The following is a 22,333-nucleotide window of genomic DNA, read 5'->3' as shown; positions in this document are numbered from 1 at the left end:
GAGTATTTTCCTGGGCATACACCCTTGCACCTGAAGACGGGAAGATACTCCCAATTGCCAAAAGCAGGCACAATAATATCCCTATAAGCTTGCTTAATTTCATTCTTTCCCCCTTCTCTTTCCTATGAGATATTTCTCATATCTGCAGGATCTCTGTCCTGACCCAGCCAAAAGGATTAACCTTTTAGGGACAGAGAAAATAACAAAAACTTGGAAAGGAGGTAATTCTCATGTCAAATACAAAAAGAACAGGACAAACAGCCCTTTATGAGCGTTTAAGTCGTGATGACGAAATGCAAGGAGAAAGCAATTCCATCACTAATCAAAAGCAGCTGCTTGAAAGCTATGCCAAAAGAAACGGCTTTGTAAATATCTATCACTATACTGATGATGGAGTAAGCGGAACAACCTTTGATAGAGAGGGATTTCAAAAGATGATAAAAGCAGTAGAAGAAAACAAAGTATCTACTGTGATAGTAAAAGATATGAGTAGGTTTGGCAGAGATTACCTCAAAGTAGGTTTTTACACCGAAATACTTTTCAAAGAAAAGGGTGTAAGATTTATTGCAATCAATAACGGAATAGACAGTGAGAAACAAGCAGAAAGCGACTTTACCCCATTTCTAAATATTATGAATGAATGGTATGCAAGAGATACCTCAAGAAAAATACAATCCATCTTCAGAGCAAGAATGGAAGAAGGCAAAAGAGTATCGCCAAGCGTTCCATACGGCTATTTTAGAAACCCAAAGAACAAACAGGAGCTACTTGTCGATAAAGAGAGTGCAAAGGTCGTAAAACGCATTTACAGGCTTGTAATAGAGGGATATGGAGTAACACAGATAGCAGATATACTAACCAAAGATAAAGTCCTTATCCCATCAGCCTATGCCCAAATACATTACCCCGAAAATAACCATAGCTCCAAGAAAAGAGGAATAGAAGACCCGTATTTTTGGACACCAACTACAGTAGGCTATATCTTAGAAAAAAGAGAATATATGGGACATACCGTACTTGGTAAAACAATATGCCTTGATTACAAAACCAAGAAACGCAGAAAGGCAAAAGAAGATGAACTGATTATCTTCAAAAATACCCATGAAGCCATCATTGACGAAGAAACATGGAACAATGCGAGGAGGCTAAGAAAAACAGTAAGAAGAAGTCCTAAGTATGGCAAAACATCAAACCCACTTACAGGACTTTTAATCTGTGCTGATTGTGGGGGTAAATGAAGTTACAGAGAGCCGGCAGAACACAAAGAAAAGAAATATGATTGTGATTATTGTTTTGTATGTCAACATTACAGACACAGAAAAGGAACTTGTAGTATGCACTATATCAAAGTAAAAACAGTGAATGAAATTCTATTAAAATCAATCAAAGAAATCACAGACTTTGCCAAAGAAGAAAAGCAAGAATTTCTAAAAGTGATGAACAAATTATCCGATGAAAAACGAGAAGAAAAATATCAAGGATATAAAGAGAAATTAGAAAAACTGTCCTCAAGGAATGAAGAACTAACAACCCTGATTACAAAACTATATGAAGACCATGCACTTGGAAAAATTCCCGCAAAACACTTTGATAGATTATTTAATACCTATGATACGGAGCAACAAGACTTAGAAAAACAAATACAGTATTTTGAACAGGAAATAGAAAGCTATCATCAGAGAAAAGTTGACAGCGATAAATTCCTAAAAATGATAGAGAAATATACCGACATTGAAGAACTGACAGTAGCAATGATAAATGAGTATATAGAAAAAGTTGTAGTATACGAAGCCACAGGAGGAAGAAAAGGCAAAGATAGAAAACAACAAGTCGATGTGTATTTTAATTTTATAGGCAACTGTCAAGTGCCACAGAAAGTTGATATGGAAAAAATGGCTTGAAAATGGTAAAATGTTATTAATTATTCAGAGAGAAAAATTGGAATTTGTTTTCCTTGGGTTCCTTGATTTTCACTTTTGTCCAATTTTTGAATATATGGAGGTAATTTATGGAATATAAAGAAATAAAATTAAACGTTTCAAATAATAAAATCAGAGAATATAAGCAATTTGAAGGCATGAAATTATATTCTGATTTTTTCAAATCTGAAGACGGAAGAAAATTAACTAATAAAAGAGTATATGTTACAAGAAAACAAAATTATGTTTATTATGAAAGAACGGATGCAAATTGGAATTATTGGTCAAATAAAGATAGTTATAATTCAGATTTTATTCCAGATAATGTTGAACATGATATTATTTTTGAGATTTCTTCAGAACTAAGCACCTTTAGTAAACATTTAGGAAAAGAACTGATTGAAAAAATAGAGTTAAAATATAAAAATGGAGAGATTTTAGAAATATTAGACATTTAATCCACTGGTTTAATTAGAGTAATTATTAAAATATAAGATCTTTATACTCATATATTCAAATCTCCGTTTGTCGAAGTAAAACAATTAAATAAAAACAATAATATAGCAACTTACAAAACAGTAAATCAAATTGTTTTACTGTTTTTTTGTTGCTCAAAATTAGAAAGAGAGGAAAAGAGAAAATGAAAAATATAGATGAAAAAATTTTAATGGCAGAAGAAGAAATAAAGAAGTTACAAAACAAAAGAAAAAAACTCATTAGTCAGCAGAAACAGGAAGAAAGAAAAAAGAGAGATAAAAGGATATATGAAAAGGGAGCAGTCTTTGAAAGTATATTTACAGAAAGCAAGAACTTAACCAAAGATGAATTTTATCAGCTAATCACATCACTAATTCATAAAGAAGAAGCTAATCTCAAAATACAAAAAATCATAGAGAAAAGAGAACAAATAGAAAATCAATATATAGAAAACCAAGATGAAGAAACAGAGATAGAAGAATAGTCCCTTGTTTACAAGGGCGCACTTATACACCCTAAAGGGTGTGTGCGTTCTCCGAAGGCTCTTAGCAGAGAGCATATCAGCTAAAGCTGATACAGGGGAGGTACACTCCCCTACGGAAATAAATTTCCTACCCCTTATGTACTTCCCAAAAGAAATCGGATAAAAGTTATCCGATTTTTTTAGGAAGTCTTATCCATCGCCACCATACCCATATCAGAAAAGAGAGGAGGTTTTCTCTTATGGCGATATATCATCTTTGCATAAAGATTATCTCAAGAAGTAAAGGCAAAAGTGCAGTAGCAGCTTCCGCTTATCGAAGTGGCGAAACAATAAAAAATGAGTATGACGGAATAGTACATGACTTTACAAGAAAAGGCGGAATAACCCATACAGAAATTTTATTGCCGCAAAACGCACCACAGGAATTTTCAGACAGAGGAACATTATGGAATAGCGTCGAGAGAATAGAAAAAAGTAAAAATTCTCAGCTTGCAAGAGAAATAGAAATTGCCCTACCAAAAGAATTAGACAATGAAAAACAAATTGAACTTGTACAAGAATATGTAAAAGAAAAGTTTGTAAAAGTCGGTATGTGTGCCGATATTGCCTTACACGATAAAAATGACGGAAATCCACACGCTCATATCTTACTTACTATGCGACCGCTAAACGAAGATAAAACATGGGGAGCAAAATCAAAAAAAGAATATATCCTTGACAACAACGGGGAAAAGATAAAACTCAAAAACGATAATTACAAGACAAAGAAAATTGACACAGTTGATTGGAACGAACAAGATAAAGCGGAACAATGGCGAAAAGCATGGGCAGACATTGCAAACAAATATTTGGAAGAAAACAGCATACAGGAAAAAGTCGACCACCGTTCTTATCAAAGACAGGGGATAGAGCAAATACCTACCATTCATTTAGGAGTATCAGCAAGTCAAATGGAAAAGAAAGGCATAGCTACCGACAGAGGAAATATCAACCGAGAAATCAAACATCAGAATAAGCTATTAAGAGAAATTGCACGAAGAATAAAAGTATTGCTAAATTGGATAAGGGGAATTGGAAAAGAAGAAAAAGTAGAAAATGAAAATATAAAGTCTACCCTCCCAACCAAAGAAAATCTGTTATCAGTTTTGGAAAATCTTATCCGTAAAAACGCAGATAAGAATAATGCAGACTTAGAGAAATATATTGAAAGTTATCAGCTACTCAAAGAGAAAAACATTACAAGTATCAATCAATTAAAAGATAGCATTACCGATTTACGAGATAAGAATTATAAGACCACAAGAGCCTTAAAAGATACCGAGAAAAAGATTGATGAAAAAACACAACTCATAGACCAATCAGAAAAATATTTGAAGTACAAGGATACCTACAAAGCCTATACTAAATTAAAGAAAAACAAACAGGAAGATTTTTACAACGAGCATACGGCAGAGCTTATTTTATTTGAAAGTGCTAAGAAATATTTGAAAGAACATTTAGGAGAAAGCAAGACCTTAAATATCTCTAAATGGAAATCAGAACTTGCTACTTTGAAAAAAGATAAAAAGAGCTTATACAATCAAATATTGGAGGTACGAGAAGAAGTTGAACAGGCTGAAAAAGTTAAAACCTGTATAGAGCAGTTACAGGAGCATTCAAAGGAACTATCACAGGTAAAGAGAAATGAATTAGACATATAAAACCAATTGAAAAAATGGTATAATTATAAGTAGTTATTTGATTTTGGAGGAGCTTAAATTTATGAATGAAAGAGAGAAAATCATTCGTTTATGGTTTGATATGTGGCTTACACAACAAGACTTAGGGATAGATGAAATTTTTTCTGATGATGTAATTTATATTGAGAGTTGGTGTCCTAAGTATGAAAACCGTCAAACAGTAAAGCACTGGTTTAACGAGTGGAATACAAGAGGAATAGTGCTTGCGTGGGATATAAAGCAATTTTTTCATAAGGATAATCAAACTATTGTAGAATGGCACTTCAAAAATAAAATGAATGAGGGGAAAGTTGAAGAATTTGACGGTATTTCTTTGATTGTTTGGACAGCCGATAATAAGATAAAAGCATTAAAAGAGTTTGGCTGTAATTGCAATAACTACAATCCTTATAAAGAGAGTGAAACACCCTTATTTAGAGATGAAAAAGCAAATTGGTTTTGAGGAGATAAAATATTGATAGAAAGTAGACCTGAGTTTGATAAAATTACATCGTTTGATGAATTTAGTAAATACTATTGGTATCGTGAAGAACTTTCACAGATATGCAAGTCATTAGGATTAGAATATAGAGGTATAAAACAAGAACTCAATTATATTATTGAGCAGTATTTTAAGGGTAATTTGATTAAAAAGTCATCAACAAAAAATGAAAAGAAACAAGTAAATACTATTACTTTAGACACGCCATTACTTAAATGTAGGTTCTCTTTTAACATGCAATTTAGAGAATATTTCTCAATTTTAACAGATGTTTCACCATTTAAATTTACTGCTGATATGGCTACTGCTTGGAGAAAAGTAAAAAGCGAAAATGATTTGAGTTTTACAATTCGAGATATGCTGAAAGTTTATTATGGAAAATCGGATTATGCCAAGTATGATAATTCGGTTTGTCAATGGAATCAATTTTTAAAGGATTTCTGTGCAGATGAAAATAGTCGCAACTATTCAAATAAATTAAAAGTAGCTTCCATTCTTTGGAAAGAAGTTAGAAATTCAAGAAATGAAAAAATTTATTCAAAGAATCTTTTGACTGAATATGCAGGTAAAATAAAAGAGTATTGCAAGTAAGATATTCTCAGATTGCTAAACTAACAATTTAATAAAAACTAACACAGGAACAGTAAATCAAAAAAGATTTACTGTTTTTTCTTTGTCCAAAAATCGGAAAGGAGGACACATGGAAGAAGAAAAAAGAGAAGTAAAAGCACCACCTAATAAACAGTTAATTATGGATATTGGAAAGACAAAATACACTGTAAACCTACATTTCAAGCAAGGAACAGGCGAAACATACAAAGATAAAATACTAAAACTAATCAAGAGAGAAACAGAAAATATATAAATTTGTCAAAAAATTTTGTTTATGTCCTTGACAAATCTTCCCGAATGGTTCAATTGTTCTTTAAAAAAACATATTTAAGACATAATATATTAAAAAAGCACCAAAATCAAATGTTATGATTTCGGCGTTGACTACACATTTTCTCTAAAATACCTTCTGAGCCTTCAGGATACCATCCGCAAAATCTGGTTCCGCACCACAATCCCTCTCTAAAAAGAAACGGCTCTCACTGTAACAATACCGGTCGCCCGCGATCGGGCAGATCTCACTCCCTGCTCACGCAGGCGTTTGAACATCAGGCGGCTGTCATCATAGAGCACTTCGGACTTGGAGGCAAAGAGATAAATCGGGGTACAGCCTGTGAAGAATCCCGTCCTTTACACATGAAACTGATATATTCCGAACGACCTCTAACTGCGGAGAGATCCGAGATAGGCAAGGCTTTCCTTAGGATGTCTGGCAAAACCATTCTCCCGGTCCACAGCAATCAGTCCGAAGGTCATGGCGAAGCCTCTCTGCCACTCAAAATTGTCCAGAAGGCTCCAGTAGAAATATCCCTTCACCGGCAGGCCCCTGGCGATACATGCGGCGACACTCTCTGTCGCGCGGTCAATATAGACGCGGCGGACCGCATCATCCTCCGTGGCGATTCCGTTCTCTGTGACAATCAGATCTCCATGAAATTTCTCTGCCACCCTGGCAAGAACATTGCCGATTGCCTTCGGATAGTTCTCATAACCCATCTGTGTAAAGGAAACCGCGTCCTTCGCATCCACACTTCCGCTCTCGTCGAAGCACTTTCTGGTGTAACACTGACATCCCAGGAAATCATCCTCCTCAATAAAGGGAAGATAGTGTAGGAATTCATCTGCCCACTCGGTCTCGGCATAGGCTTCGCCTCCCGGATAGGCCTGCAGATCGTGCAGGGAAAGGGTCAGTCCAACCTTGATCTCAGGCGCAAGCTCTCGAATAACCTTCTTTGCCGCCAAATGTGCCTTCATGACAATCAGATCTCCTGCAGTGCTTCCCGGTGAGACGAAAGTCGCCACCTTTCTTGGATCCTGAAAACCGAATGCGGCAGCGCTGTCCATTGCGGCGGCCATCATGTCCGACTGCATGTTGATGCCGACCTGTACATCCCCCGCCTTCTTCTGCATGCTCTCCGCCTTCTCCTTATTGGTCATGGCCGCATGCTGCATCCGCTGCATCATGTCCTTCATAAGCGCCTCCAGCTGGATACGCATATTGGCTTCATTAATGGTGCAGATATACCTGACTTTACCGGCAAGAGCGGGCAGTACATAGCGCACATAGCGTTCAAAGCAGCCAACCGTCTTCTCATCCTCCCAGCCGCCCTGTCGGATCAGCCAAGCAGGAGAACTGAAATGATGCAGGGTCACAACCGGTTCTACTCCCTGGGCCAGACAGAAGTCAATCATCTCAATATAGTGGTCAAGCTCTTCCTGATCAAAACTTCCCTCGTCCGGCTCAATGCGCGCCCACTCAATACTGAAACGATAGGCGTTCAATCCCGCTTCCTTTAAGAGCAAAATATCCTCCTGATAGCGGTTATAGTGATCTACCGCCGCCCCTGAGGGCTCCGAGAACTGGGAGTGCTTTAAATGCTCCTGTATCCAGTAATCACTGTGAATGTTGTTCCCCTCCACCTGATGGGCCGCTGTTGCAGCACCCAGAAGAAATTTCTCAGAAAATCGCGCCATTTGCTCCTCCTTCTCACCTGATTCAAAACAATCGAATTTATGCGCCGCAATCCTTTCATTGCCATGAACCATCTGCTGTCTCTATTCCATACAGAATACATCCTTATGTTTCAGGATCTTTCCCACTGCTCTGACTCTGAAAAAGACCCTCTCCCGACAGACCGGATCACCCTTATCCTACCAGGATCTCCCTTCGCTCATAACTTCCGGCTGCCAGTGTCTCTGTGGCTCCAGACGGGAAAATCACCTCTGTCTCTGCGGGAACTGTCACCGCAAGGAATAGTGCTTTCCGCCGTCCAGATCCAGTTCCCTCTATATCTCCTGACAGAACAGTCCTTTCCTGATCTCCTGTATCCCTGATCTCCCAGGTTACCCGGATCTCTCCCCGCGGACTCCGATAACTCCCGCTCACCTTACCCAGACGCTCATCGACAATCGGACGGATCCGAATTTGCTCAAAGCCCGGCACCTTGGGCTGAATTCCCAGAATATACTCGTAATAGAAGCGTCCCACACTGCCGAAGGCATAGTGATTAAAGGAGACCATATTATCACCGGACATCTTGGTCTCATTAACGCTTCCGTCCGGCTTAAGCCCGTCCCAGCGCTCCCAAATGGAGGTCGCCCCTGCTTTGACCTCATACATCCATCCCGGACATTTCTCAGACAAAAGCAGATCATAGGCCAGCTTTTCCTCTCCTCCTTCTGCCAGCAGGGGCAGAAGATACTGGGTTGCGTAGAAGCCGGTTCCAATCCCCTCTTCTCTCAGCTTCTTAACCAGAGTCTGAAAGACTTTCCCATAGAGTTCCTCATCCCTGTCTGTCTTCTCTTCTGGCAGGAGACTTCCCAGATCACCCAGAACGAGAGCGAGTGCCATGACATAAGCCCCTTGGTAGTCATCCTTCATCTGTCCGTTCTTTTTGATGAAGGCCTGAATATAGGCCTCCCTGCTATCCCGGTATTGTTTTCCGTAACGGTCGGCGTCCTCTTTTTTCCCCAGCCTTTTGGCCAGTGCAGATAAAATCCGAAGATCATTGATCAAAAAGGCATTGGAGACCGGCCCATTATGCATAGCCATATAAGCCGTATCCCTACCCAGGGCCAGCCAGTCCCCCAGGTTTGGGGCAATCCACAGATTCTTCTTGCCCAGCAAGCCGCCCATATGAGATATCTCACAGTCCACATGAGCCCTGATGCTGTCATACTGTTCCCTTAAAGCTGCCTCGTCCCCGTACAGATCAGCGATCAGCTGGGGGAGAATGGTCACTGCATTGCCCCAACCCAGCATATTCATAAATCCGATCTTGCCGGGTCCGTCCGCCGGAACCACCGGGGAGACATACTTCTCTGCATGATCCATCTGTGTGTAACGGATATCCCGCAGGAACTTTTCCAAAAAGATCTTCGTATTAAAATTATACATGCCGGTGCGGGCAAATGCCTGACCATCCCCCGTATATCCCTCTCTCTCGTCCCGCTGGGGGCAGTCCGTGGGGACCTCAATGTAATTGCTCTTCTGACTCCACAGCTGATTTTGGTAGAGGCGGTCGACCAGAGGATTCCGACAGGTGAATCTTCCCGTCCGTTCCATATCCGTATACACTGCAAAGGCGGTCAGAAGCCCTTCCCGGTAAGGACATCCCGTCAACTCCACATAGCGAAAACCCATGTAAGTAAATCTGGGAAGATATGGCCTCGTCTCCCCTCCCTTATAATAGACCGTTTCCTGCTTTGCCTTGCGCAGATTGGCCGTGTAGAGAGTCCCCTCCGCTGTCAGCAGTTCCCCGTGGCGCAGAATAATCTTGGCCCCATCCGGCTGACCGCTCAAATAGCGCGGATCAATCCGGATCTGCCCGGCGAAATTCTGTCCGAAATCCAGAATGGTCACCTCCTGCCCGGCCTCATTCTCCCCATGTGAAATAACTGTGGGCAGCGGCATCTCCTCCTGACGTCTGGTCCGTGCAAGGGGAGCATCCAGATTCCCGGGAAGCGTCTGCTTTGAGACAATTACCTTCCAGGAGGCCAGCCTGTGACGACCATGTGCATGGTAGATCTCTCCATCGTATAAGCCCGCATATTCATAGGGGCTCTCTTCTCCCACAACCGTATCCGGCGTACTGGAAAACACATCCTTGCTTCCGTCCTCATAAACCAGCTCCAGGATCCAGGCTGCCGCGGCGTGACTGCCGTAGATCTGCGTCTTATTCTCAAAGGTAAATCTCCCGCAGTACCAGCCCTGGCCCAGATAGACGCGCAGGCTGACAGTCTCTGAATCCGCCTTCTGAAAGAGGTCTGTCAGATCATACTCATTGACCTGCAGTTCTCTCGGATAATAAGTAAAACCGGGGGCAAAGAGAATATCTCCAATCTTCTCTCCGTTGAGTTCGGCTTCATAGACGCCCAGCGCCGTGATCGCAAGTTTTGCCTGCATAAGCTGTCTGTCTGCAGCAAGCCTGATCTCCTGGACAAAGACGTCCACCTGCCCCTCCACATAAGGAGTATCCGACTGGATCAGGCACTCGCAAAGTTCCTTCCAATCACTCATAAAATTCCTTTCTCTTCTGATTTTCTCTTTGCCTCGGCAGCCATCTCCCCCAGATGGATCTCTAGCCAGGCTCCACTGACCTGCAGGGATGAGATGGCATTTTTGTTCATCCATCCGTCATGCTGCTCCAGAATCACCGCCTGACAGGCGTTCTCTTTTGCCTGTGCCAGAATTTTTCCCAGAGGCATATTCCCCTGTCCCAACTCCATCTCTCCGGATCTGCGGATAGATGCGGTGGCGCCTGCCGGTCTCGTTCCCCGGTCACACAGGTGCAGCAGACGCTGTCTTCTTCCCAGCTTCTCCATCCAGGCCAGGGGATCGGCTCCTGTCTCCGCGGGCCAGTAAGCGTCGAATTCGAATGAAACCAGCGCTGGGTCTGTCTCTGCAATGATCCGATCATAGGCAACCATCCCGGTGTGATCTTTCTCCTCTGCTTTGCAGGAATTCTCCCTGATTCGGATAAATTCACAGTTATGATTGTGATAAAGGAAGTCATAGCCCCGATCCGCAGCTGCCTGTCCGACCCGGTTAAGACGGGCGATCAGGTCTGTTAAGGCCACATCGTCCGAATAGTCGAAATGATACATTCCAGTCAGCACAATCCGCCTCGTCCCATAAGAGGCGGCCTCCTTCAAGACATCCTCCAGATTCTTCTCCAGCGTTCCCAGATCACTGTGCAGGGCGATGATAGAGAGTCCACTCTCAGCCAGCATCTCTTTCCAGGGAAGGTTCCCGCCAGCTCCCATGGCCATACCGGACAGTCTTGTAAAGAGCCGTATGGTCACAGGCAGCTTATGGGTCATAAAGCGGTTCAACTCGATTCCTGCAAAGCCGGCCTCCTTCACCGCTCTCAAGGCAGACATAGCCTCCTCTTCTGTCTTCACATTACTTCGCAGCTGTACCTGCTGTATTCCTCTTTGCATCCGCCACTTCCTTAACTCAAGATTTCTTCTTTGGAATTCCCTGCAGGACACGATTTAACTGCTTCACCGCTTCCTCACCAACTCCGCCCTGCTTCAGGAGGGAAACCATAGTCATTCGCCCCAGCATCTTCTGTAAAGCGGGGTTATCCTTGACACTGTCCGCCACATCTCCCCGGCTGGCAGAGGCCTGCTCCATCATAGTATTGACGGCAGCCCCCGCCTGCGGATCCTCGCGGATCTCACCCAGCTTATCCCAAACGGACCAGAAATCCGGATCGATTTCTTCCGTATCAAACCAGTTATCAACCGATCCGAGAGAAGAATTGAAGATATAGTCTGCATCCTTCCCATCCACCTTATGAATCCGCATCCCGTCTACCGTCGGCTGGCCACAAGCTGCTCCGCCTTCAATGTCTCCGAATCCTCTGGCTGCAATCCACTGACTCCCGACATTGGGGATAACAAAGTGAAAAACAGTATTTCCCCTTTGCTCAGCGACCTTGTTCCCATTCACATAGAGCGCAACCCGGGGTTGGTTGGAATAAACCGTAATCTTCGTCTCATCGCTCTCGCGATTCTCGTATTTTTTGCCACAGAGATGCACAAAAGGTTCCCTCTTGTTCCAGGCTGCCTTGTAGAGGTAGAAGGCATCCTTTCGATAGCTTCGGTCAAAGGTCACCAGCCCCTTCTGGTTCTCTCCGTGCCTGCCGCCCTCATCACGTCCATCGGCGGCAAAGTCAAAGAGGTTCCAGACATGGGTCGCCCAGAGCCAGGGACGTGCCTGGATCATCGCCAGGTTGTGTTCGTGATAGAGAGCCTGATATCCCTCCGTATAATCGCTTCTGACGGGATCTTCCGCCTGGTAGGCCGGGTTGGCATCCGCGCCGTACTCGGAATATCCGATCGCCATCTGCGGATGGTCCTGGTGAAATGCATCGAAGAAATGATCCGCCTCTTCCATCTCTCCCACGTACCAGCCGAAGTAAAGATTGTAGCTGTTGACATCCGGCACCTCAAGCAGGGGAGAATCGGTCTCTAACATGAAGACATTAGCCATCGTCGTCTTTCTGGTCGGATCCATGGCATGGGCCAGGTTATTTAAGGCCCTGTGATTGTCCAGCAGTTCTTCATTCACGGCACTTGCCGCCGTTATCTCATTGGACAGACCCCAGACAGCAATGGAGGCGTGATTGTAGTTCTGAGCGATCAGTTCCCGCATCATCTGCAGGGTACACTCCCGGCCCTCTGGCATAAACATGGTAATAAAAGGAATCTCAGCCCAGACCACAATTCCCTCACGGTCGCACAGGTCATAGAAGTACTGGGCGTGCTGATAGTGAGCCAGCCGCAGGGTATTGGCTCCAATCTCCCTGACGAAGGCCATATTCTGATCCAGGACTGCTTTTGTAATGGCATTGCCCATTCCCTTGACGTCCTGATGCATAGAGACACCTCGCAGTGGATAGGGATGGCCATTTAAGAGAAAGCCCTTCTGCGGATCAATATCGAAAGTTCGGCAGCCGAACTTTTCAGAAAGGGTCTCATCTGCAAGAGCCGCCACAACCGTATATAAATAGGGATCTTTGATTCCTTCCCAGCGACGGGCATTTTCAATCCTCACCGTGCAGATCGCGTGTCCGCTCTCATCCGTTCTGACTTCCTCTTTCAGAATCGCCTGTCCCTCTCCATCCATAATCTGAAAGCAGACTTTCTGACCAAAAGCCGCAGATGTTCCCTGTTTAACCCAGGTCTCCAGAGTCACATCCGCGTATCCCAGGTCCAGATCCAGCAGGGGAGTGACCTTCAATCCGCAGGAGCCGAAATAGTCCCGGTCGAAGTGAACCAGAGGCAGGCTAAGAACCCTCACTGCCCGATAGAGACCGCCGTAGAAAGTAAAATCAGCCTTCTGCGGATAGACGCGGTCACTGTCCCCATTCTCGCAGGAAACAACGATTTCCAGTGTCTCTGTCTTCAGAAGCTCCTCCGTGATATCAATTCGAAAAGTCGAAAAGCCATTCTCATGATGGCATTTGCACGCCCCATTGACATAGACCTCCGCCGTATAGGCCGCCCCCTCAAATTCCAGGTAGACGCGGCCATTCTCGTATAACGGTATTTCTTCAGCCTGCAGGGCGCGCACGTACCAGCACTTGCCGCGATAATAATCATTGCCGCCATCCTGTCCGTCAACCGCATTCCAGGTATGCGGAAGGCTGACCGTCTCAGCCTCTGGCGTGACTGCTCTGATCGCCGCATCCTGTGCTGAGGAAGCGAACTTAATGAATTTCCAATTCTCACAAATCTCTACAGATGACATATCAATTCCTCCCTGCTGCTCCCACTGCGTTTCTTTTAGCCAGCGCCGCTCTCTTATCTGCAATATCCTTCTGAATCTGAACCATAGAAGCCTTGTCCAGCTTGCAGAAATGCATGGCGATCAAAGTGCAGACCCAACCAAGCATCGACAGACCATAGCGAAGGATAATACACATCCACAAAACAGAAGAGGTCAGTTTATCTCCCGGCTGAGGCATTGCAGTCGTATACCCGATCACGGCTACTCCGCCTGCCGCAATCGCAGCGCTGAAGGAAGATACGATCTTGTCAATCAGACTGTATGTTCCTGTCACAACCGCTGGAATATACTTGCCGCTGCGATTCAGTTCATAGTCAATGATATCTGCCATAAATGCCGTATTGGCCATCGTAACACACATCTTAGACCCATTTCCCAGCAGATCCAGAGCAAGATACAGAATCATCGGAATGCTCATCATGACAGCAATCCGGCGCGTATCGCTCAGCGCAAGAAAAACAATCATCAGAGCCGTCACCGCCAGGCAGATCTTGGTCCAGGTGACGGTTGCCTCCTTATTGCCATGCTTGCCCGCATATTTGGCCCCGAAGAATCCAAAGATAATAGAGGGGAGCATACTGACAACTCCCAGCATGGTGGACATGCTCATATTGCCAATCACAATACCGAACATCAGCGTGCTGACAATCGCCTGCGAGGAAGTCTGCTGGGCGATCTTATCGGACGCTGCCGCCGCAATATAGCATTTGAGCGGATTGTTATGAGCTAAAACCTCAGCCATGTCGCGAAGCTTCAGCTTCTCTCTCTTCTCTGTCAGCCCGGCGAAATTCTCCGGGATATCAATCTTGCGAACCGAGAGGCAAACCGCCACCATCCCAAGAAAGGTAACCGCCAGGCACACATAGCAGGCTGCCGCCAGGAAAGCCTGATTGTATTTTCCTCCAAATCTTGGCAGGAGAACAACATTTAAGACCACCATCAGAGCCATGGGCACCACATACTGGAAGGCCGCCTGCCAGACGCCGATCATGGGCCGCTGTTTGGGGTCATTGGAGAGCAGAGCCGGTATGGTCTGCACTGTCATGTTGACGCAGGTATAGCCGACTACATAGAGCATATACAAAAGAATAAAAATTGGGATTCCATGACCTTTGCCGGATGCAAAGTTGAACAGAAAAAGCAGGGCAAAAGCCTCAATACACCAACCGCAGATAACAAGCACACGGATCTTCCCGTACCTGGTATTGACCCGGTCATAGACAAATGCCATAAGCGGATCTGTAATCGCGTCAAAAATACGGGTGAAGGTCAGAATATAGCCAACCGTCAGCGTTGCAATTCCATAGCCGATGTTGGCGGAATAACTGGCCAGTCCGACCAGGGAATAGATCCCCATACTCATCAGGGCATTCATGGCAAACAAAATCACCTGTGCTGTCCTGGCCCTTCGATAGACCGGCCTCTTTTCTCCTTCTGCCTGTAATACTTCACTCATTGCTTTTCCTCCCTCATTTCTTGAAAGTATCTTTGCTCTCATCAGGAGCATCCCTGCGGACGGCTCGATGTCATCTTCAAATAGATTATAGAAAGGCAATTCATAGACTACGTTCTAAAATTCGCTATAATGTTATTATATTCGTCAAAATCAATTTGGCGGTTTATCCAAAACTCAGCTCTGTTTTTTGTATATTCTGTCTGGTTCGGAGGCAATCATGAATGATCCCCTTCTGGCAAAAATTTCCTTCTTCAACGATATGGTTCAGGCAAGTTATCCCGCTTCTCTCTGGTCTTATGACGATCAGCTGGAAGAAGAAAATGCCCTCACACCGGACGCTGTTCTCCGTCCCCGCTATTTCTCAGACGAGTACATTCTCAGTCAGTTCCTTCTTCGCAAAAGCCAGGGACAGCTGTCCCCCCTGATCCTGGAGTACCGCGTCGGCATTCGATGGATCGCCGCCTTTGAGCCGCTTTCACCTGCACCGGAGAATCCAACGGGGATGCAGACGGGCTCCTCCTCCCCCTCTTCACAGACCGCCGTCAACCGCATTTGGTTTCTAGGTCCTTATCTCGGCGGGAATCTCTCGACGCAGCTCCTGCGTAAAGGACTCCAGTCCTATGACCTGTCTCCCCATATCCAGCGACAGATGCTGACTGCCTTCGATGAGATTCCCTCCGTCTCCCAGGATGCCCTCTTTACCCTAGCCATCCAGCTTCACCATCTCCTGACGCATCAGACTCTTCCCCCCACTTCTATCCGCATCCTGTCTGCCGGCAAGCAATATTCTCCTGAAGCTTCCCGGAAGGCTTCTGAGAAGGAACTCCTGACACAAATGGTTCTGGGAGAGGCCAGATCCTCCTATCAGACCAGTCACAGCGGAATCCGCCAGAGTGAGCTTCTTCTGCTGGACAGCATTCGAAACGGGAATCTTGATTACAAGCAGCTTCTGTCCCACTGTATGCGCCTCAGCAGCGGGATCAAATCCATGAATGTTCCTCCCTTACGGCTTGCGCAAGACAGCGGGATCACCCTGTTGGCTCTGGTCAGCCGGGCCGCAATTGAGGGTGGACTCCCGGCAGATATTGCCTACGATATGAATGACCGTTATCTGGACAGTCTGGAACAAAGCCAGGATATTGAAGAAGTTCAGGCGGCGATCTCCGATTTCCTGGATGACTTTGTGCAGCGAATCTATCTGATCCGAAACTCTGCCGGGATCTCCCATGAAATCCTGGAAGTATGTCATTATATTGAAGCCCATCTCTCATCTGTCCTGACTGCTGCGAATCTTGCCCCCATATCCGGCTACAGCCCTTACTATTTCTCCGATAAATTCCAGCGGGAAATGAAGATCCCTCTGAGTGCCTATATCCGTGAGAAAAGACTGGCAAGAGCCGCCCGTATGCTCAAAGAAACAACCGCCGCCGTCACAGAAGTGGCGGCAGCGGTCGGAATGGAAAGCCGAAGCTATTTTTCTGTTTCTTTCAAGCGAAAGTATGGGATATCACCGGCTCACTATCGAAAAACAAGATAAGGGATCTTACAGGTCAAATGCCGGAATCGACGCGAAACCTCTCTGCAGATCCTCATCGGTCGGAATATAGTCTGCCATCTTCCCGTCATTATAGGATTCGTATGCCTTCATATCAAAATAACCGGTGCCTGTCAGACCAAATACAATATTTTTCTCCTCTCCTGTCTCTTTGCAGCGAAGCGCCTCATTGATCGCCGCACGGATGGCATGGCTGGACTCCGGCGCCGGAAGGATTCCCTCCGTACGGGCAAAGAGCTCTGCGGCCTCAAATACAGAAGTCTGCTCAACAGAGACCGCCCTCATATATCCGTCATGATAGATCTGAGACAGAACGGGACTCATTCCATGATAGCGCAGGCCCCCCGCATGATTGGGGGATGGAATGAAATCATGCCCCAAAGTATACATCTTGGCAATCGGTGTCACCATACCGGTGTCACAGAAATCATAGACATATCTGCCCCGGGTCAGCGACGGACAGGAAGCCGGCTCGACTGCGACAATATCATAATCCGCCTCTCCTCGCAGCTTCTCTCCCGCAAAGGGAGCAATCAATCCGCCCAGGTTCGATCCGCCGCCCGCGCAGCCAATGATCACATCCGGCTTGACACCCAACTTGTCCAGTGCCGCCTTGGTCTCCAGACCAATGATACTCTGATGAAGCACGACCTGATTTAAGACAGATCCCAGCACATAGCGATAACCCTCAGACTGAACCGCAACCTCAACAGCTTCAGAAATTGCGCAGCCAAGAGAGCCGCTTGTCCCCGGATGATCTGCAAGGATCTTCCTCCCTACTTCCGTCAGATCAGAGGGGGATGGTATAACGCTTGCACCATAGGTCCGCATGACCTCTCTTCGGAAGGGCTTCTGCTCATAGGAGACCTTGACCATATATACCTTACAGTCAAGCCCAAAGAAAGCGCATGCCATCGAGAGAGCTGTCCCCCACTGACCCGCTCCGGTTTCTGTTGTAACCCCTTTCAGTCCCTGCTTCTTGGCATAATAGGCCTGGGCGATTGCGGAATTCAGCTTATGACTGCCGGATGTGTTGTTTCCCTCGAATTTATAGAAAATATGCGCCGGCGTATCCAGAGCCTTCTCCAGAAATTCAGCGTGAACCAGCGGCGACGGGCGATACATCTTATAAAAATGATAGATTTCATCCGGAATGGCAATCTCTCGATCCGTGTTATTTAGCTCCTGCTCGGCTAACTCCCGGCAGAAGACACCGGAGAGCTCATCAGCAGTCATGGGCTTTAATGTGCCCGGATTCAAAAGGGGCGCCGGCTTATTCTTCATGTCGGCACGCAGGTTATACCATGCCTTAGGTATCTCATTTTCTTCCAGATAGGTCTTGTAGGGTGTCTTGATCCTTGCCATTGCGTCTCCTTTCCTCGATCTGCTATCAGATCGAATGCCGGACATCTACGTCCGCAAACCTGTGTCATACCGCGTGGACGGATGCAGGGGATCGATGAGAATCCACAGGCATTTTATAACCATGAGTCTTCCGCGGAGCAAAGCACACAACAGCTATCAAATGATTATAAAAAAGCCCTCGTCCACTACGATACGTAGGGACAAGAGCCTGTACTCCTGCGGTGCCACCCTATTTGACGCGAACCTTTCGCGCCCACTCATGCATACGAACATATGCGGGATTTTGATCACGGAGATCCTGCTCCGTCTCACCTACTGAGTTGCCCGTTCGGCTCGCCCTCAGAAGCCCATTCAGAATACAATTCCTGTCGCCATCACACCATCGGCGGCTCTCTTGAAAGAATCGAGGCATTCCTACTATTTCTTCCTCACTGGTTTGTCGCTTACTATATCCTTTGGTCTCGAGATTGTCAACATATATTCATCCATACAACCCTATCACTTTTTTGCCATTGCGAAGCATTACGAATTTCAATGGATATTGTACACTGTCTCCTCAAAAAAGCCCCAAATGCCTATTTTGCTATCCCAATAACATTACGAGACATTTCGGAACATTATTTTTTCCGTAAAGAATGAATTATGTTTTATATCCTTTTTGCAATCTGAGAAAGATCTCCTATTACAGACAACAACCGATTTCTCACATCAATTCGCGCCCTCTCTTTTTCCCGTCAATAAATAGTCCGTACTGATATCCAATACACAAGCAGTTTCTACTAATAGTTCATGAGGACAGTTCCTGTGTCCCCCAAGAATGTTCCTTAGATGTTGAGCACTTATATTCACACTCCCGGCGAACGCTTCCTGCGTGTATCCCATAACTTTGATCTGCTCTTTGATTCTTTTTCCGCACTCTTTTGCATCATAATACATTTTTCCTTTTCCTCTGATCTGAAATTTCAAAATCTGAAATCAGTCGGACCAATGGTGTACGTAGCTACGAAAGACAAAGAAAACGGCCATTCTTGCATCAAAGTGCAAAAACAGCCGTTCTCTCTAGCTTCTTCCCGGAAAGTCACGCCTACCGATCGTTAAAATTTCGAGCAAAATTGCTTTTGCTTAAAAAGCCTAACTCACATGCGTCACACCAATCGTTTCATGGAACATTTAATCTACCGTTTAATTTTCATTTTATGTGTAATTTGCGAAATTTATTTTACGTTATCCGCAATTCAGGACGCCCGTCCGACTTCGATTCCGACTTCGATTTAATCCGCATCGAAGAAACCCATCTGACTTGACCTCCTCATACCTGCGCCATCCATCTATCAGGAATGACTGACACTTTTTATTAAGTTTTTTGTGTTAAACACCAGAAGAAAAAGGATAAAGATCATTGCAAAATTTACTCCCATCCAAAATATGTCCCGATGAGAGTATGTACAAGTGCTCATGATCTTAAGGAGAATCCCACTGTACAGATATTTTGACGGGAAGATGAACTCCGGTTTGATTTGTTGAAGCATTGGCGCAAAGAAAATCAGAAGTGTCACCGGTACTGCAATCGGTCCGACATTGGTCTGATTTGCTGTTATTCTTCCAATCACTGCGCCAATAAACATCGAGATGATATCCGCTAAAATTGTAAACAAAGCCACAAATACCGCATCAAACGAAGATGTTGCCCCTGAAAGTTCAAATAAAAGCATACCTGCAATGATGAATCCCATCATGGAGAAAGCGATCCCTATAAAATATTCATAAGCTTTTACGCCGGACATGATTAATAGCTTTAATGTCCCTTTTTCTTTTTCTTCTGCCACAATGGTCGCCGTGATAAGAAGCGGGACTAGGATGGAGTGCATTAATATAAATGATAAACCATCCGATCCAAATTCCTTGCCCGCAACTATTTTTAAGACGATATAGAGAATCGGAAAGATAAAAAATATCAGGAGCATTTTTTTATTTCTTGTAAAATCAATAAACTGTTTATAAGAGACCGCACTTATCCTCTTCTCTATTTTTTTGATCCTGTACATCTGCTTTTCCCTCTTTTAAGTTTATGAATATTGATTCTAGCGAAGGTTCTTGTGTATGTATCGAACAATACGCTTCATTCCGTATGCATTCGAGAAATGCCTCTTTGTCTCTATTCTGATGATATTCCCTTTTCACCCCGTCATTTCCGATAACCTGTATATATGCTCTGATATCATATTTTTTCTTTATTGATGCAATTGTTCCACTCTCAACCATTTCACCATCGAATAAAAATCCTATCAAGTCACACATCTTTTCTGCCTCCTGCATATTGTGCGTAGTCAAAAAGATTGTTGTGCCTTCTTTTTTTAAGAATATCAGCAAATCTTGAATATCATGTGCCGTTCCCGGATCAAGTCCCCGAGTTGGTTCGTCTAGAAAAAGAAGTTCCGGTTCATGCAAAATAGCACGGGCAATCACCAGTCTTTGCTGCATCCCGCTCGACAATTTATATACCTCTCGTTTAGCAACTTCTTCTAATCCCACCATTTTTAGGACATCATCAATTCTTCCCTGCTCTACCGAGTGGATTTTAGCAACAACACGCAAATTCTCATAACAGTTAAGCCTACCGTATAGTCCAATCGAATCTATTACAATCCCAATTTTACGATAGAAATCATCACCGAACGGCTTATTCCCAAATACCTTTATATTTTCCTCGTCGTGTCTTAATTGCCCTGTCAGAAGCCTAATGATTGTAGTTTTCCCAGCTCCTGATGGTCCCAAAAGTCCAAAAATAGTTCCTTTTTTGACATTAATATCAATATTGCGAAGCACTGTTTCTCGGTTATTATATGAGAAATTAACATTCTCCATTCTTATGATATCGTTCATTTCTCCATCGTCTCATCTCTTCTAAACATTTTTCCCCATCTGAATCTCCTGTTGGGATAATATTTAATATAATTATCAGAACGTTCAAGAGGACTGTTCTAATCGCAAAGGTACTCCATTGAGTATAAAATATCGATAAGCAAACAGCAAAGACAATCAAGAAAATATTATTTCTCATACCCGCAAAGGCAATAAAAAACTTATTTTTTCTATATATGTCATCTGACTTTTATTAGCAGGCTATTCTCTTAATTATAATGAAATCCTTGAGAATAAGATGTCAACTTTATTTAGGCAGCATCAATTTCCCAGTTCCAAAGGGAATGAAACAGGTCATTAAAGGCCTTGCAGCAGACAAGGGAATGTCCCTGAATAAATATTTTCTGTTCCTGGTGAATAAAGATCAGGAAGGCCTGTTTGATAATATGCAGCTTGCAGAAAAGTCCAGGGAAAAGATTTTGGCCATTAAAGGCAACACACATGATGGATATGATGTCCTTTTTAAAGATGGAAAAACCGTTCATTGCAGGACAAAACTGGAAATCAGAAAGTGTCTTGCACAAGACAACAAAAGTCTTGCACAAGACACCTGATTCTGTGTTACTAATAAGTTACTAACGTGTTACTATGTGCCCAAATCAGAGGCAAACGGGCAAAAGAAAAAAGCCCGTAAATCCAAGCTTTTCCTTGAATCCACGGGCTTTGAAAAGGCCGTTTTCTTATCTCTTTGAGAACTGGGGCGCGCGGCGTGCGGACTTAAGGCCGTACTTCTTACGCTCCTTCATGCGGGGATCTCTGGTCAGATAGCCTGCTGCCTTGAGTACGGGTCTGTACTCGGCGTCAGCCTCGAGCAGGGCACGGGCGATGCCGTGACGGATGGCTCCGGCCTGTCCGGTGTAACCGCCGCCCTTGACATTAACCTGAACGTCGAACTTATCCAGAGTCTCGGTTGCGCTGAGAGGCTGGCGAACGACAACCTTAAGGGTCTCAAGACCGAAGTACTCGTCGATATCTGTCTTGTTGATGGTGATCTTGCCGGTGCCGGGAGTCAGGTAAACTCTCGCTACAGATGACTTCCTTCTGCCGGTTCCATAATACTTTGTATTAGCCAATGTCTTATCCTCCCTATCGATTAAAATGCGAGCGTCTCAGGCTTCTGAGCTGCATGCTTGTGGTCGGGGCCTGCGTATACGAAAAGCTTCTTGTACATCTCAGAACCAAGCGGTCCCTTGGGGAGCATACCCTTGACAGCGTGTTCAATCACTCTCTCGGGATGCTTCTCGAGCATCTCGCGGAGACTGATCTCCTTGAATCCGCCAACATACTCGGAATGTCTGTAATAGATCTTCTGATCCAGCTTATGACCGGTAACCTTGACCTTCTCGGCATTAACGACGATCACATAGTCCCCACAGTCTGCATGGGGGGTATAAATGGCCTTGTTCTTGCCTCTTAATACTCTTGCAATCTCAGAAGTCAGACGGCCAAGGGTCTGTCCCTCTGCGTCAACTACATACCACTTTCTCTCGATCTTGGTCGGGTTCGGCATATACGTCTTCATCCG

General features: G+C 44.6%; 19 protein-coding genes, 1 pseudogene and 1 other annotated feature. Of the genes and pseudogenes, 9 read left to right on the top strand and 11 right to left on the bottom strand.

The features are described 5' to 3' along the window. Positions 1-230 precede the first annotated feature (230 nt). From HMPREF1508_RS09785 to HMPREF1508_RS00255, 7 genes and pseudogenes are all read left to right on the top strand, one after another. Positions 231-1,901 (top strand): annotated as a pseudogene (locus HMPREF1508_RS09785) (recombinase family protein). Between the two features lie 107 nt (positions 1,902-2,008). After that, on the top strand, positions 2,009-2,377 hold the full coding sequence (locus tag HMPREF1508_RS00280) for an EXLDI protein (protein WP_044958359.1): 369 nt from the start codon (positions 2,009-2,011) through the stop codon (positions 2,375-2,377). 182 nt (positions 2,378-2,559) lie between these two features. Next, a complete protein-coding gene (locus tag HMPREF1508_RS00275; protein WP_044958356.1) occupies positions 2,560-2,880 on the top strand; it encodes a DUF3847 domain-containing protein in 321 nt (106 codons plus the stop codon). Positions 2,881-3,119: 239 nt separating this feature from the next. Next, on the top strand, positions 3,120-4,580 hold the full coding sequence (gene mobQ, locus HMPREF1508_RS00270) for a MobQ family relaxase (protein ID WP_044958354.1): 1,461 nt from the start codon (positions 3,120-3,122) through the stop codon (positions 4,578-4,580). Between the two features lie 61 nt (positions 4,581-4,641). Then, positions 4,642-5,061 (top strand): nuclear transport factor 2 family protein, encoded by a 420-nt coding sequence (locus tag HMPREF1508_RS00265; protein WP_044958353.1) that lies wholly within the window; start codon positions 4,642-4,644, stop codon positions 5,059-5,061. A 12-nt stretch (positions 5,062-5,073) separates the two neighbouring features. After that, complete coding sequence (locus tag HMPREF1508_RS00260) at positions 5,074-5,691, top strand: SAP domain-containing protein (RefSeq protein ID WP_044958351.1); 618 nt, start codon at positions 5,074-5,076, stop codon at positions 5,689-5,691. A 109-nt stretch (positions 5,692-5,800) separates the two neighbouring features. Continuing rightward, positions 5,801-5,965 carry a transposon-encoded TnpW family protein gene (locus HMPREF1508_RS00255; RefSeq protein ID WP_006906070.1) on the top strand — a complete coding sequence of 55 codons (165 nt, stop codon included), beginning with the start codon at positions 5,801-5,803 and terminating at the stop codon, positions 5,963-5,965. Positions 5,966-6,375: 410 nt separating this feature from the next. Here the strand turns inward: HMPREF1508_RS00255 and HMPREF1508_RS00250 are convergent, their stop codons facing one another. From HMPREF1508_RS00250 to HMPREF1508_RS00230, 5 genes are all read right to left on the bottom strand, one after another. Continuing rightward, positions 6,376-7,686 (bottom strand): glycoside hydrolase family 1 protein, encoded by a 1,311-nt coding sequence (locus HMPREF1508_RS00250; protein ID WP_044958398.1) that lies wholly within the window; start codon positions 7,684-7,686, stop codon positions 6,376-6,378. A 172-nt stretch (positions 7,687-7,858) separates the two neighbouring features. Beyond that, positions 7,859-10,231 carry an alpha-L-rhamnosidase gene (locus HMPREF1508_RS00245; RefSeq protein WP_044958350.1) on the bottom strand — a complete coding sequence of 791 codons (2,373 nt, stop codon included), beginning with the start codon at positions 10,229-10,231 and terminating at the stop codon, positions 7,859-7,861. Continuing rightward, positions 10,228-11,154, bottom strand: a complete 927-nt coding sequence (locus HMPREF1508_RS00240) for a sugar phosphate isomerase/epimerase family protein (RefSeq protein WP_044958349.1) — start codon at positions 11,152-11,154, stop codon at positions 10,228-10,230. The genes HMPREF1508_RS00245 and HMPREF1508_RS00240 overlap by 4 nt, the downstream gene beginning before the upstream one ends. Before the next feature lie 16 nt (positions 11,155-11,170). Beyond that, on the bottom strand, positions 11,171-13,471 hold the full coding sequence (locus HMPREF1508_RS00235; protein ID WP_044958348.1) for a glycoside hydrolase family 2 protein: 2,301 nt from the start codon (positions 13,469-13,471) through the stop codon (positions 11,171-11,173). A gap of 1 nt (position 13,472) precedes the next feature. Then, positions 13,473-14,966 (bottom strand): MFS transporter, encoded by a 1,494-nt coding sequence (locus tag HMPREF1508_RS00230; protein ID WP_044958347.1) that lies wholly within the window; start codon positions 14,964-14,966, stop codon positions 13,473-13,475. A 217-nt stretch (positions 14,967-15,183) separates the two neighbouring features. Here HMPREF1508_RS00230 and HMPREF1508_RS00225 point away from each other — a divergent pair, with 217 nt between their 5' ends. Continuing rightward, complete coding sequence (locus HMPREF1508_RS00225) at positions 15,184-16,503, top strand: helix-turn-helix transcriptional regulator (protein ID WP_044958346.1); 1,320 nt, start codon at positions 15,184-15,186, stop codon at positions 16,501-16,503. 6 nt (positions 16,504-16,509) lie between these two features. Here the strand turns inward: HMPREF1508_RS00225 and HMPREF1508_RS00220 are convergent, their stop codons facing one another. From HMPREF1508_RS00220 to HMPREF1508_RS00205, 4 genes are all read right to left on the bottom strand, one after another. Continuing rightward, entirely contained in the window at positions 16,510-17,886 is a 1,377-nt protein-coding gene (locus HMPREF1508_RS00220) for a TrpB-like pyridoxal phosphate-dependent enzyme (RefSeq protein WP_044958344.1), read from the bottom strand. A gap of 193 nt (positions 17,887-18,079) precedes the next feature. Further along, positions 18,080-18,327: a binding site (T-box leader), on the bottom strand. Between the two features lie 267 nt (positions 18,328-18,594). Beyond that, a complete protein-coding gene (locus HMPREF1508_RS00215) occupies positions 18,595-18,822 on the bottom strand; it encodes a helix-turn-helix domain-containing protein (RefSeq protein WP_049906763.1) in 228 nt (75 codons plus the stop codon). Positions 18,823-19,217: 395 nt separating this feature from the next. Continuing rightward, positions 19,218-19,931, bottom strand: coding sequence for a hypothetical protein (locus tag HMPREF1508_RS00210; protein WP_156923141.1), 714 nt, complete (start codon positions 19,929-19,931; stop codon positions 19,218-19,220). After that, positions 19,882-20,769: an ABC transporter ATP-binding protein gene (locus HMPREF1508_RS00205; protein WP_044958341.1), complete on the bottom strand. Its 888-nt coding sequence runs from the start codon at positions 20,767-20,769 to the stop codon at positions 19,882-19,884. Before HMPREF1508_RS00205 ends, HMPREF1508_RS00210 begins: the two co-directional genes overlap by 50 nt. 323 nt (positions 20,770-21,092) lie before the next feature. Between HMPREF1508_RS00205 and HMPREF1508_RS00200 the strand changes: the two genes are divergently transcribed. After that, on the top strand, positions 21,093-21,362 hold the full coding sequence (locus HMPREF1508_RS00200; protein ID WP_156923140.1) for a hypothetical protein: 270 nt from the start codon (positions 21,093-21,095) through the stop codon (positions 21,360-21,362). Between the two features lie 126 nt (positions 21,363-21,488). On the opposite strand, the gene rpsI is transcribed toward HMPREF1508_RS00200, so the two are convergent. Together rpsI and rplM are read right to left on the bottom strand one after the other, a co-directional pair. Continuing rightward, positions 21,489-21,881, bottom strand: a complete 393-nt coding sequence (gene rpsI / locus HMPREF1508_RS00195; RefSeq protein ID WP_006907294.1) for a 30S ribosomal protein S9 — start codon at positions 21,879-21,881, stop codon at positions 21,489-21,491. 20 nt (positions 21,882-21,901) lie between these two features. After that, the gene (gene rplM / locus HMPREF1508_RS00190; RefSeq protein ID WP_044958339.1) at positions 21,902-22,330 is read right to left on the bottom strand and encodes a 50S ribosomal protein L13; all 429 of its coding nucleotides are present in this window, start codon (positions 22,328-22,330) and stop codon (positions 21,902-21,904) included. Between the last annotated feature and the right edge of the window lie 3 nt (positions 22,331-22,333).

The organism is Shuttleworthella sp. MSX8B (genome assembly GCF_000524295.1).
In the GTDB taxonomy this organism is placed as follows: Bacteria; Bacillota; Clostridia; order Lachnospirales; family Lachnospiraceae; genus Shuttleworthia; species Shuttleworthia satelles.
The sequence above is the reverse complement of the archived record's forward strand: the minus strand, read 5'-3'. Positions and strand labels throughout refer to the sequence as shown.

Excerpts from the sequence above, each read along its gene's own strand:
- HMPREF1508_RS00280 (WP_044958359.1), top strand. The coding sequence starts at position 2,009 with ATGGAATATAAAGAAATAAAATTAAACGTTTCAAATAATAAAATCAGA.
- HMPREF1508_RS00275 (WP_044958356.1), top strand. The coding sequence starts at position 2,560 with ATGAAAAATATAGATGAAAAAATTTTAATGGCAGAAGAAGAAATAAAG.
- mobQ (WP_044958354.1), top strand. The coding sequence starts at position 3,120 with ATGGCGATATATCATCTTTGCATAAAGATTATCTCAAGAAGTAAAGGC.
- HMPREF1508_RS00265 (WP_044958353.1), top strand. The coding sequence starts at position 4,642 with ATGAATGAAAGAGAGAAAATCATTCGTTTATGGTTTGATATGTGGCTT.
- HMPREF1508_RS00255 (WP_006906070.1), top strand. The coding sequence starts at position 5,801 with ATGGAAGAAGAAAAAAGAGAAGTAAAAGCACCACCTAATAAACAGTTA.
- HMPREF1508_RS00250 (WP_044958398.1), bottom strand. The coding sequence starts at position 7,686 with ATGGCGCGATTTTCTGAGAAATTTCTTCTGGGTGCTGCAACAGCGGCC.
- HMPREF1508_RS00245 (WP_044958350.1), bottom strand. The coding sequence starts at position 10,231 with ATGAGTGATTGGAAGGAACTTTGCGAGTGCCTGATCCAGTCGGATACT.
- HMPREF1508_RS00240 (WP_044958349.1), bottom strand. The coding sequence starts at position 11,154 with ATGCAAAGAGGAATACAGCAGGTACAGCTGCGAAGTAATGTGAAGACA.
- HMPREF1508_RS00235 (WP_044958348.1), bottom strand. The coding sequence starts at position 13,471 with ATGTCATCTGTAGAGATTTGTGAGAATTGGAAATTCATTAAGTTCGCT.
- HMPREF1508_RS00230 (WP_044958347.1), bottom strand. The coding sequence starts at position 14,966 with ATGAGTGAAGTATTACAGGCAGAAGGAGAAAAGAGGCCGGTCTATCGA.
- HMPREF1508_RS00225 (WP_044958346.1), top strand. The coding sequence starts at position 15,184 with ATGAATGATCCCCTTCTGGCAAAAATTTCCTTCTTCAACGATATGGTT.
- HMPREF1508_RS00220 (WP_044958344.1), bottom strand. The coding sequence starts at position 17,886 with ATGGCAAGGATCAAGACACCCTACAAGACCTATCTGGAAGAAAATGAG.
- HMPREF1508_RS00215 (WP_049906763.1), bottom strand. The coding sequence starts at position 18,822 with ATGTATTATGATGCAAAAGAGTGCGGAAAAAGAATCAAAGAGCAGATC.
- HMPREF1508_RS00210 (WP_156923141.1), bottom strand. The coding sequence starts at position 19,931 with ATGTACAGGATCAAAAAAATAGAGAAGAGGATAAGTGCGGTCTCTTAT.
- HMPREF1508_RS00205 (WP_044958341.1), bottom strand. The coding sequence starts at position 20,769 with ATGAACGATATCATAAGAATGGAGAATGTTAATTTCTCATATAATAAC.
- HMPREF1508_RS00200 (WP_156923140.1), top strand. The coding sequence starts at position 21,093 with ATGAAACAGGTCATTAAAGGCCTTGCAGCAGACAAGGGAATGTCCCTG.
- rplM (WP_044958339.1), bottom strand. The coding sequence starts at position 22,330 with ATGAAGACGTATATGCCGAACCCGACCAAGATCGAGAGAAAGTGGTAT.